The 11,849-nt window shown below is 34.8% G+C and carries 12 protein-coding genes; 1 reads left to right on the top strand and 11 read right to left on the bottom strand.

The genetic code is table 11. From position 1 onward, the window contains the following. Positions 1-42: 42 nt before the first annotated feature. The 8 genes from LV842_RS13930 to LV842_RS13895 all read right to left on the bottom strand — a co-directional run bounded on the left by LV842_RS13930 (position 43) and on the right by LV842_RS13895 (position 7,337). Positions 43-279 carry a hypothetical protein gene (locus tag LV842_RS13930; protein ID WP_233112044.1) on the bottom strand — a complete coding sequence of 79 codons (237 nt, stop codon included), beginning with the start codon at positions 277-279 and terminating at the stop codon, positions 43-45. Positions 280-287: 8 nt separating this feature from the next. Then, the gene (locus tag LV842_RS13925) at positions 288-2,567 is read right to left on the bottom strand and encodes a T9SS type A sorting domain-containing protein (protein WP_233112043.1); all 2,280 of its coding nucleotides are present in this window, start codon (positions 2,565-2,567) and stop codon (positions 288-290) included. A 458-nt stretch (positions 2,568-3,025) separates the two neighbouring features. Then, positions 3,026-3,487 (bottom strand): regulatory protein RecX, encoded by a 462-nt coding sequence (locus tag LV842_RS13920; protein WP_233112042.1) that lies wholly within the window; start codon positions 3,485-3,487, stop codon positions 3,026-3,028. 65 nt (positions 3,488-3,552) lie between these two features. Further along, on the bottom strand, positions 3,553-4,818 hold the full coding sequence (glyA, locus tag LV842_RS13915; RefSeq protein WP_233112041.1) for a serine hydroxymethyltransferase: 1,266 nt from the start codon (positions 4,816-4,818) through the stop codon (positions 3,553-3,555). 106 nt (positions 4,819-4,924) lie between these two features. Continuing rightward, positions 4,925-5,341 (bottom strand): arsenate reductase ArsC, encoded by a 417-nt coding sequence (locus LV842_RS13910; protein WP_233112040.1) that lies wholly within the window; start codon positions 5,339-5,341, stop codon positions 4,925-4,927. 132 nt (positions 5,342-5,473) lie between these two features. Next, complete coding sequence (locus LV842_RS13905) at positions 5,474-5,947, bottom strand: DUF6428 family protein (RefSeq protein ID WP_233112039.1); 474 nt, start codon at positions 5,945-5,947, stop codon at positions 5,474-5,476. Between the two features lie 59 nt (positions 5,948-6,006). Next, positions 6,007-6,333, bottom strand: coding sequence for an ArsR/SmtB family transcription factor (locus LV842_RS13900; RefSeq protein WP_233112038.1), 327 nt, complete (start codon positions 6,331-6,333; stop codon positions 6,007-6,009). A gap of 104 nt (positions 6,334-6,437) precedes the next feature. Beyond that, on the bottom strand, positions 6,438-7,337 hold the full coding sequence (locus LV842_RS13895; protein ID WP_233112037.1) for an NAD(P)/FAD-dependent oxidoreductase: 900 nt from the start codon (positions 7,335-7,337) through the stop codon (positions 6,438-6,440). Positions 7,338-7,445: 108 nt separating this feature from the next. On the opposite strand from LV842_RS13895, the gene LV842_RS13890 reads away from it, so the two are divergent. After that, positions 7,446-7,826 (top strand): Fur family transcriptional regulator, encoded by a 381-nt coding sequence (locus LV842_RS13890; RefSeq protein ID WP_233112036.1) that lies wholly within the window; start codon positions 7,446-7,448, stop codon positions 7,824-7,826. Positions 7,827-7,987: 161 nt separating this feature from the next. Here the strand turns inward: LV842_RS13890 and LV842_RS13885 are convergent, their stop codons facing one another. The 3 genes from LV842_RS13885 to LV842_RS13875 all read right to left on the bottom strand — a co-directional run bounded on the left by LV842_RS13885 (position 7,988) and on the right by LV842_RS13875 (position 11,814). After that, the gene (locus tag LV842_RS13885; protein WP_233112035.1) at positions 7,988-9,190 is read right to left on the bottom strand and encodes an efflux RND transporter periplasmic adaptor subunit; all 1,203 of its coding nucleotides are present in this window, start codon (positions 9,188-9,190) and stop codon (positions 7,988-7,990) included. 108 nt (positions 9,191-9,298) lie between these two features. Beyond that, positions 9,299-10,567 carry an ABC transporter permease gene (locus tag LV842_RS13880; protein ID WP_233112034.1) on the bottom strand — a complete coding sequence of 423 codons (1,269 nt, stop codon included), beginning with the start codon at positions 10,565-10,567 and terminating at the stop codon, positions 9,299-9,301. A 17-nt stretch (positions 10,568-10,584) separates the two neighbouring features. Then, positions 10,585-11,814, bottom strand: coding sequence for an ABC transporter permease (locus LV842_RS13875; protein ID WP_233112033.1), 1,230 nt, complete (start codon positions 11,812-11,814; stop codon positions 10,585-10,587). Positions 11,815-11,849: the final 35 nt, after the last annotated feature.

The following is an 11,849-nucleotide window of genomic DNA, read 5'->3' as shown; positions in this document are numbered from 1 at the left end:
AAATCCCGGAGTTCATGAACTCCGGGATTAAAAAATATTTCTTTAAAAAGAATCAATTGTTTTTTTACGTTTGGCAAAAACAATCACCATACCTACTGCTGCTGCCATTAAAAGTGGAATATAGTCATCTATCGGTGCAGGAGGATCACCTGGATCACCCGGACTTTTCTCTACTTCAGTTGTTTGTGATGGCTCATCATATACATAAGGATTATCCGATTGCTGTGCAAAAACAAGACCTGAAAAAACCACCGAACCTATAATTATTATCTTTTTCATATTTTTTCTTATTTAATTAGTTTTTTTGTATACTCCTTCCCTGCTGATATTGCTTTTAGAATATACATTCCTTTTGTATCCAACTTAAATTTGATTGAATTAACATTTGGCTTTAATTCCACTACTTTTCTTCCTGAGGCATCGAATATTTCTAAAACATCAATATTCTTATTATTTCTTGCCACAAATCCTTCTCCGTCTCTATACACTTCAAAAGTTGTTTTCTCAATTTCTTGAGTTGCCAAAACTCCTAATTTGTATACAATTTCGAACCTATTAGTAAATTCTCCTGCATTAGCCGAGAAACTATAATTTCCGTTCTGTAGATTAGTATATGTTCCTAAATCTTTATCGTGAAGATAAATCGCTTGCCCATTATTGAAAAGTCCTTCTTTTTGAGTCAATGAAATCACAAAGCTCCCTGCTTCAAAATGTTTATTTCCTAATGGCACAACATCATCAACTGTAAATGGCGATTTCCCTTGAATTACTAGTTTTTCAGCACCAATAGTACTATAGAAAGCATCGGAACCCACTCCCATAGCATTGGAGTCATATTGATCATATCCATTTAATGCTCCTCCTTCATAATTAACCGCTAGCGTAGTATGACTTCCATATGGTGTTGCCAATTTTAGCCAGAACTTACCTGTATCATTACCATTTAATTTATTAAAGGTATTTCCAGAAGTAGAAACTCTCATTGCATTGGTAAATGTTGCTGTTGCCCCTGTTGCTTCTACAATAAACCCTTGTCCTATCGCAGCTGCATTCCCAGAATGTGATACTGAAGAAGACGGCGCCTCTGTCCAAGTTCCAGAACCCGCTGCATTATAGGTAGCATATCCAACATTGGTTGTAGTATTTCCTGTTTGAGTAGTTACATTGTTGCTTGTATTATCCCAAAACCAGAATGTAGAACCTACATTATTACTTCCGTTATTATAAAACGTATTCAAATTTAAATTTGATGGATACGGATTCCCAATTAAATTGTATTTGTTTGTCGAAGTATTATTTAGCGTAACTGTCACATCGCCATTGTTTGGCTGTGCAGAAGTTCCTCCGAAAGTAGCTATTGCACTTGCAACTGGCATTTTTACTGAATATCCTACTCCAGACACAGAAGTTGCAGGATTAGCTAGCGTATTATAATAATCTGTATCGCTATTATAAGTCATTACATACTGTGGCGTAGTCGTATGAATTCCAAACATATTTTGAGATACTGTTGGTGATGCCCAAAATACATATTTGTTGATGGCACTTGTCGTATTTTTATTTACGGTAAAGTTTCCACTATTAGCATATGTACCTCCTGTTGCTTGGATAAAATTACCTCCATTTTCAACTATAACACTTCCATTATTAGTAACATTAGTAACAGTTACTGTATTACCATTTGTAATCGTTAAAGTTTTTGTAGCATTTACTGTTAGATTTGCCGCTGTAAAAGAAGAACCTGAATAATCTCCATTAATAACAGCATCCGTACTTGCACTTGGCGTTCCTCCAACCCATTGTGTTCCGTCCCAAGTAGGAGCTGTAGGAAGTGTATTGTAAACAGCGATGTCATCTACCTCAAATTCTGCAGTGGTAGTATAAACTCTAAAAGCAGCAGCTGCCAAAGAAGATGTTGCCGCACTATATTGAGTTGACGCTTTAACACCATTTACCCAAATATCAACTTTATTTGAGGGTAATGTATTTCCATTATAACTCAAACTTCCCGCTGTATTATTAAATACTATTGTCACAGTATAACTAGTAGAAGCAGTAACTGCCTGGACAGTAGTCCAGTTACTGCTACTTCTTATTTGTAAATTACCTCCACTTATTTGGAAAGCAGCAGAAAGTTGAGACCCTGTAAATCCATTCGCTGATCCGAAACTACTTCCTGTACCAACTCCACTAACCATCACTGCCGATGTAAGTGAACTAGGGGTTTTAAATTTCAACGTCAATGTACCACTACTAAAAGAAGTAAACCCTGTTTTATCTACAGTAGAAATACTCCCTCCTTTGGCACCTATCAGCCCAGAGCTGTTAGTAAAAGAAGAAGGGTTTTTTGCAATAATTTCATTAGGAGGAGTTCCTGATGTAGTTGTACCGACACGTATATAACTGAAAGCAGTATTACTCGTAGTCAGTGGAGTTGCATCTGCTAATATTCCAAAATCTTCTGCAAAAATTGGATTAGATAAACCTCCCTGCCCCCATAAAGCTGAGGAACAAGCAACCACTCCCAATAAGAGCGCTTGCTTTAAAAAAGTTGTTGTTTTCATCATAAATTATATTATTTTAAGTATTTTCAGATGCCAAATATAGAAAGTTCTTGTTGTAATCAGAATCATTGCTTATTAATTAATCATTAATAAATAATCTAATTATCAAATAGTTACATTTTGTGTTTTTAATAATTATTTTAAAATATCATCATAAACATTTTAATAAAAAACTATATTCATTAAAATAAATATAGCAAATATTTCAAAATAATATAATTTCTGATTGAAAATTTTAATTAAAAATCACCAATAAATGTTTTATTTAAATATGAAAAACCAATCTACAGGCGATATAGAAGCCTAAAAAAGGAAAAAAGCTGTTCATATTTCTTGAGAAAATATAAACAGCTTTAGTAATAATGTTTAATTCTTCGATAAGATTTAACCTCTTTCCAAAATCATCATTTTTAAAATTCTTGTAGATTGTGACTAAAATTCAGATGGAAAATCAAGGAATTTTAAATATCCAGTATATTCAAAATACTTTCATATTCAAAACCTCGACTCATTAAATATTTTATGGTTTTTGCTTTTTTCTGATATTCTTTCAAACCTTTCTGCTTTGAAAAATAATCTTCATAGATTTTCAGAAGTGTCTTTTCATAATCTGTTTCATCAATTTCATTAAAACAAGAACTGATCAATTTTTCAGAAATCTGCTTCTGTTTCAGGTTCATTTTAATTTTATTCCTGCCCCAATGCTTGATGTAAAATTTCCCGCGAATGTAACTTCTGGTAAACCTTTCTTCATTTAAATAATTTTCTTTTAGAAGATAAAGCATAATCTCTTCCTTAGCCTCCTCAATCAAAAGAAACTCTTTCATTTTCTGCTCTACTTCCGCATGACAACGATCCTGATAAACACAATAGTTTACCAATTTGAGTTTGATTTCATCAAAAGTGAAAGACTTCTTTTCCATAACTTACAGATACAAAAAAGAATGAGCGTAATGCCCATTCTTTATATTTTAAACGAAGATAATTATTAATAGTTAAATAATGCCTTACCTTCCATTAGTTCATTTACTTTCTTTCTTACAGAAGCAATTACCTCTTCATTTTTGATATTATCAACAACGTCAGAAATTAATCCTGCAATGGTATCCATATCGTTTTCCTTCAATCCTCTTGTTGTGATTGCAGCTGTTCCCAATCTGATTCCTGAAGTCGTGAATGGCGACTTGTCATCAAACGGAACCATATTTTTATTACATGTAATATCAGCAAGAACCAAAGCTTTTTCAGTTTCTTTACCATTTACATTTTTATTTCTAAGATCAACAAGCATTAAGTGATTATCTGTTCCACCGCTTACAATATCAAATCCTCTGTCGATCATTGCTTTTGCTAAAGCTTGTGCGTTTGATTGAACTTGTTTTGCATACGTTAAGAACTGGTCATCTAAAGCTTCACCAAAAGCAACTGCTTTACCTGCAATTACATGCTCTAGTGGACCTCCCTGAATTCCCGGGAAAACAGCTCCGTCAAGAACCTGGCTCATCATTTTGATCTCACCTTTCGGCGTTTTGTGACCGTAAGTATTCTCGAAATCTTTACCCATCATGATCATTCCTCCTCTTGGACCTCTCAACGTCTTGTGAGTCGTAGTGGTAACCACATGACAGTGTTCGAACGGATTATTTAAAAGACCTTTTGCAACCAAACCTGCAGGGTGAGCAATATCTGCCCAAAGTGTAGCTCCAATTTCATCAGCAACCTCTCTGAACTTAGCATAATCCAAATCTCTTGAATAAGCAGAGAAACCTGCGATTAGCATTTTTGGCTTTTCTCTCAATGCCACTTCTCTCATCTGATCGTAATCAATAAGACCAGTTTCCTGCTGAACTCCGTAAGAAACCACATTATATTGAATACCTGAGAAGTTCACAGATGAACCGTGAGTAAGGTGACCTCCCATTGAAAGATCCATTCCCATGATTTTATCTCCCGGCTTTAAAACTGCCAAATAAATTGCCGCATTAGCCTGAGAACCAGAATGTGGCTGAACATTTACATAATCTACTCCGAAAAGTTCTTTAGCTCTATTGATAGCCAAAGTTTCAACCTCATCTACTACTTCACATCCTCCGTAATATCTTTTACCAGGATATCCCTCTGCATATTTGTTAGTCAATACGCTTCCCATTGCTTTCATTACATTTTCAGAAACAAAATTTTCTGATGCAATCATCTCAATTCCATGGGTTTGTCTTTGTCTTTCCTTTTCAATCAGGTCGAAAATAATGTCCATATTACTTTTAGTTTTTGAAATTTTCCACCCCAAATGTACGGAAAATCCTTTGAGATTTTGGTATTACGAAATATGATTTTTTGTTTTAAAATGTAATAAAATCCTATCAAAGCTCTTGATTAATGAACTTTTCACAATAATATTTGATCTCATCACGTACTTTTCCAAACACCAAATTGATTTCTTCTTCCGTTCCTGAAGCTTTTGCAGGATCCTGAAAGTTATGATGAAAAATTTTCGCTTTTGTTGGAAAATACGGGCAATTTTCTTTTGCATTGTCGCAAACGGTAATAACAAAATCAAAGTCAATATTTTTGTATTCATCAATAGCATTAGAGGTATGATGAGAAATATCGATTCCGTCTTCTCTCATTGTTGCAATCGCTTTTGGATTTACACCGTGGGTTTCAATTCCGGCACTGTAAACTTCTGCTTCCTCTTGGGCAAAATATCTCAAATAGCCTTCCGCAATCTGACTTCTGCAACTATTTCCGGTACAAAGAACAAGTATTTTCTTTTTCATATTTTAAACAAATAACCAAATGATATTAATAATGCAAAACTTGGGATCAAATCCGAAAATCAGCTGCAAAATAATAACTGAGGCTGTGATAATGATAGGTTTCTTATATTGAATCAGTTTATCTTTCATAGCTTAGCAACAACCGGAATTAGGCGAACAAGAATTCTGATTATTTCCTGCCAATTCACTTAAACTTATTTTCTGTTTTTGAGGAGGAATTCCGCAAGCATCCTGAGCAAGGCAAGCAGTCAGTTTATTTTTTAAAACAAAATGCTTTCCGTTGAATTCAAGATCATACTTTCCGATCGTTGTGTCCTGATATTCCACTTCAATTTCAAAATTTCCGATGCCTAATTTCTCTTCTGAAAGATGAATGATATGAAGGAGTTTTCCCGGTTTTAAACGATGTTCATAATCATCCGCATTCCAAAGTTGAAAGTTTACTTTTTCCTCTTTTCTGATGGTGCCGCCACAATCGATAAAGTTTTTGGTAACCATTCCGATTTCAGTTACATGAAAATGTTCGGGTACAAATTTCCCATTTTCAAGTTCAAATTCCACATTGTCTAATGTGGGAAGAATTTCTTTGATTTCTTCAAGTGTCATAATATATTGTATTTTAAATTGCAATATCGCAATATTACGATAATTTGTTTCAAATTTTTTTAGCAGCATTTCTGCTTTTTTACAGTAGAGATTAATTTAGAGAAAAAAGCATTCAGAACTTCAAACGCTTTTTCATCTATACAATAGCAAATTGAATTTCCTTCGATATTTCCTTTAATTAATCCTGCGTTCTTCAATTCCTTTAAATGTTGAGAAACGGTAGGCTGCGCCAATGGAAGTTCATTCACGATGTCTCCGCAAATACATTCATTTACCCTCAGCAAATATTCAATAATGGCAATTCGTGCAGGATGCCCCAAAGCTTTTGCAATCGTCGCAATTTTATTTTGCTGTTCGGTAAAAAAATCGGTTTTGGTTGCTCCCATAATTAAAACTATATCGCAATATTACGATAATAAATTTTCATATCCAATTAAATTCAAAAAAATCCTCTCAAAAGCTGAAAGGATGTATACATAACAATAAAAGTTTAAAACTCTTCTTCTGAAAGCTCTTTATTTACAACTGCTCCGGCAAAATTACCTTGTGCAACCGCATTCGCAACAGACCTCATCATCGTCACATTGTCTCCACAGGCAAAAACTCCCGGAATATTTGTTTTTTGCATCATATCTACTTTGATAAAGCCATTTTCATTTAATTCAATTCCTAAATCTTCAACATCAATATTTTGTTCGAAACCGATTTTCGCATACAATGCTTGTAACGAAACTTCTTTTCCGTTCTTAAAGATGATTTTTTGAATAGATCCGCTTTCATGCTGAACTTCTTCTATTTCATCTTCATTACTATTGATTTTATTCTGCTTGAATTTCTCAACTTGCTCTTCATTTAAAGCAGATTTTCCGTTAGTGAATAAAGTCAGGTCTTTTGTTAAGTTGTACACCAGTTTTGAAAAATCAAAGGCTATATCTCCATTAGCAAGAATCCCTGTTACTTCTCCTTTTACTTCGTATCCATGACAATACGGGCAATGAATTACAGAAATTCCCCAACATTCAGCAAAACCGGGAATATTTGGCATTATATCTTTAACTCCCGAAGCCAGAACGAGTTTTTTTGCATAAAATGTATCACCATTATCAGTTTTGATGATAAAACCATCAACATTTTTCTCCATCTTTACCACTACTCCATTCTGAAATTTTATGGTTTCATATTCTAAAACCTGGGCTTTTGCCAGATCGGAAATCTCTTTCGGAGTTTTCCCATCATGTGTAATGAAATTATGAGAATGCGGAGTCTGTCGGTTGCATGGTTGTCCGCTATCAATAATTAAAACATTTCGCAAAGATCTTCCTAAAGCCATCGCTGCCGATAAACCGGCATAGCTTCCTCCGATGATAATGACGTCAAATTTATTTTCCATAGGTTTATTGATTGTTGATTGTTGATTGTTGATTGTTGATTGTTACAAAGTTAAAATAAATTTTCATTAATGCGACTTAATCGCAATAATAATTTTTATATTTGCAGTATGGCTAAGAGAAATACCATCACCAAGCAATTAATTCTGGACTCTTTAAAGAAATCCAAGTCTGCGTTGAGTCAGGAAATTTTACAAAAAGAATTGGGAGAAGCCATAGATCGCGCAACGATTTACCGGGTTTTAAACAGTTTTTGTGAAGACGGAATTGTTCACAAGATCTTAGGTGATGACGGGAAATATTATTTTGCAGTTTGTGTAAATTGTTCAGAGAAAAAGCACAAGCATAATCATTTCCACTTCAGATGTTTATCCTGCGGAAAAATCGAATGTTTGCCGAATGAAATGGAAGTGAGATTGCCACATGGTTATCAATCGGTCAATTTTAATGGGTTTATTTCCGGCTATTGTAAAGATTGTTCGAATTCGTAGTTCTTTTTAATCATCGTTCCCTTTGCATGTTTCTTAATTAATAGATTCTTCAATCCGCTCCGCTTCTTTCAGAATGACAGATAAATCTTTTGCTTATTTAAACAAAAAATCCTGAGAAAATATCCCAGGATCACAGTTTGAAAATTTATAGTGTTAGTTTACTATTTTTTTGACTTTTCTTTCAGTTCTTCTTTGTCTTTATCAGATGGGTTCCAAACTTTTACTTCTGATTTCTGATCAATTCCTGATCCAGGAAGAATCTGAACGTTGATTCCGTCACTAGCTCCTAATTTGATATATACTTTTTTGAACTTTCCGTCTTTTTGTTTTACTTCAACAAAAGGAATATCTTTTCCATTCTTCTTTTCATACTGAACCAAAGATTCATCCAGTAACAAAGCATTTTTCTGAGAGTTCAATACAATTTCTCCATTAGCAGAAAAACCGGCTCTGATATATTCATTATTCGGATTATCAACATCTCCTTCTACAGGAAACTTGATCGTTCCGCCTGTATCTTTTCCTTTAGGAGCAATCATCGTAAGCTTCCCTGGGAAAGTTTTGTTTTGTAAGGCTCCGATTACAATATTCATGCTCATTCCTTGTTTTAATTTTCCAGCTTGCGCTTCATCAATTTCCCCTTGGAAGATCAAAGAGTTAAGATCTGCAATTGAACAAATGGTTGTACCAGCGTTGAAAGAGTTTGCCTCAATAACCTGACTTCCCACTTTTACAGGTACTTCCAGTACTGTTCCTGATGCTTTAGAACGAATCTGAGTCGTTGCTAATCCTTGCAATTCAGGCGTTGAACCTGTTTTTGCAATCTGTAATGCTTTTTGAGCAGTCGTTAATTGTTGCTGAGCATTTTTAAGGGTTTGTTGCTGAGAATATAATTGTTGCTGAGCATTTAAGTATTCCTGTTTTGAGATTACTCCCTGTTTGTATAATTTTGCCTGCATTGAAAACTGCTTCTGCATATTATCCACATTCAACTTAGCATTGCTGATCTGAAGCTGAGAATTGGACACATTCTGCTGCGCACTGTTCACATCAGAAAGATTCGGAACGATTCTTACTGTTGCGATCAACTGACCCACTTCTACTTTATCTCCTTCATCTACCAAAATTTTATCAATAATCCCTGCAATATTCGGTTTGATTTCAATTTCTTCTTTCGGAACGATTTTTCCGGTAGCCATCACTTTATCATCCATATTCTGAATGGTAGGTTTGCGGGTAAGGAAAGTCTCGCTCTCTTTAGAATTCGATTTCACCAGATACCCGATTCCCGAGAATAATGCCACTGCAAATAAAAGCCCCAAGAAAATGTAAATGGCTTTTTTCCAAGTGAATTTCTTTTTCATATGTATAGTTTATTTTTTATTAATTGGTTTTTATATTTATTAAATGATTAAAAAATCAAAGAATTAATTGTACAAAACTCATAACTCACATTTTTCAATCCATAACGTTTACTCAGTTCTTAAAGCTTCGATTGGTCTGATTTTCACAGCTCTCTGTGCCGGAATCATTCCAATGATCAATCCCAGAATAACCATTACCGCCATTGCTGCGAAAACGTTTCCATAATTTACCGTCGGATTATAAAACGGAAAGGAATCCTGACCTTTTGTAACAATATCTAAAATCATTAATACAAAGATTCCAGACATGAATCCGAGCAATCCGGACGAAAGCGTAATGACCACACTTTCCAGCAAAATCTGGTTTCTAACTTCAGATGGCTTCGCCCCTAAAGCTCTTCTGATCCCAATTTCTTTGGTTCTTTCTTTTACCGTAATTAAAAGAATGTTTGAGATGGCAATTACTCCCGCAAGAATCGTTAATGTCCCTACAATGATGGTTAAAAGCTGCATACCGGATAAAAAACCTGTCAGTTTTTTAAATTCTTTTCCAAGGTTAAAAGTTCCGAAAGCATTCGTATCATCCGGTGACACATTATTTTTTGATTTCAATTGCTGCCTTACTTTTTCTTCTACTTTATTTACATCTGCATTCGGTTTGCTTACAATAGCGAAAAAATCTACATTATCCCCGTTGTTATACATTTTTGTAAAAGTTGAAAGCGGGATAAAAACCGTTTGATCGTTTTCCATTCCCCCTCCTTTTTTCACTCTGAAAACTCCAATCACATTAAAGAAAATACCTTTAATATTAATGGATTTTCCCAATGGATTTTCATTCTTTTTAGCGTCGAAAAAGTTTTTGTAAACTTCTTCTCCAATGACTACAACATTTTTATTTTGTGAAATATCCGCATCGTTAAGATATCTTCCGAATATTAATTTTTTCTCTGAGATTTTATTTCCCAATGGATAATCACCATTCAAAGTATACGTTGCTGATTTTCCGTTTCTGGACATTTGCTCTCCTGCATTCCCAAAGTTTCCTCTTGAATTCTGCGGAGAAATGTAATCTATTTCGGGAATTTTCCTTTTTAATATTTCAATATCTTCAAGCTTCAGGTGAACCTGTCTTCCTTTCGGGAAACCGTCGTAAGGAATCGATGTATTCTGAGCCCAAAGGAATATAGAATTCGTTGCAAAACCTGAAAACAATTTATCGAAACCGTTTTCCATCCCTTTTGCCGCTCCAAGCAAACTTACATACAAAAACATACCCCAACCCACACCAATCATGGTAAGGAATGTTCGAAGCTTATTATTCTTCAATGAATAATAAATTTCCTGCCAAGTATCTTTTTTGAATATGATATTCATCTGTGTTACGTTATTAGTTATTCTGTTCTAAGCGCTTCAATCGGTTTAATTCTTGATGCCCTGTATGCTGGTACAAACCCTGCAATCAATCCTGAAAAAATCAGTGCGATGAATGCCATAATGATCGTTCCCCATCCTACACTCGGGCTTTTAATGAAATACTCTTCAAGATTATCCCCAATTAAATTTAATGCTAAAATACCCAATCCTACTCCTACAAATCCTGAAACTACAGTTATCACAACGCTTTCCTGAACAATCAAAGCAACAATACTTCTCGGCTTCGCACCAATAGCCTTTCGAACCCCGATTTCTTTGGTTCTTTCTTTTACGATATACACCATGATGTTACTGATCCCGATAATTCCGGCCAACAATGTCCCCATACCGATAAATCCTACAATTGCCGTAAGAACTGCCATGAAAGTAAATGTATCATTCATGTTTTGAGCATTATTCCAGACTCTTACCCCATTTTCGTCGTTAGGAGAAACGTTTTTTCTGGCTTTTAATCTTTCTTTTAATTCGTCACCATATTTTATAGCTTCCTGCGGATTTAATTTATCATTATAAGCGATATAATTTATACTCACCGTATCAGAACCTTTTTTCATTTGCTGCAATGTTGTAATAGGAACTGTAATATGTCTTTCGTCCCAATCACCTCCGTCATCGGAGAAAACTCCTACAACCTTAAACATCGTACCATTTATATTTAATTCTTTTCCAACCGGACTTCCGTTTTTAATTAAATCCCTTTGTACCATTCTTCCGATTACGGCAACATTTTGCTTTCTTTCCAAATCTGTGGGTGTCAGATAACGACCGTCCAACATTTTCCGATTTTCGATAATTTTCTCTTCAGGTTCAGCTCCATTAATTTGATAATTTCCGCTTTCTTTACCATATTTAACTAATAAGTTCGCGGTATATCTCGGTGTAGAACTTCCTACTTTTTCTTTATCCACATTCACCAGGAAATCATAGTCAGAATTATTCATCGTGACAATTCTGTCGGATTGAAGTCCTTTATAAGCAATGGTTGTTTTTCCTGTAACGATTGAAATCAGGTTTTGAGCATCTCTCGCGAATCCTTGTGTGAAAGCATTCTGAAGTCCCGTTCCGATTCCGAAAAGCACAATAAAAATAAATAACCCTAAAGCCACGGTAAAACCTGAAAGTACCGTTCGCAATACATTACTGCGAATAGAACTGAATATTTCCTGCCAACGATCTAGGTCGAACATGTTTTATGTATTAAAAGATTGAAGAATCAGATTCT

The organism is Chryseobacterium gwangjuense, from assembly GCF_021311115.1.
GTDB lineage: Bacteria > Bacteroidota > Bacteroidia > Flavobacteriales > Weeksellaceae > Chryseobacterium > Chryseobacterium gwangjuense.
Note: the sequence above shows the minus strand (reverse complement) of the source record. Positions and strands in the feature narration are given on the sequence as shown.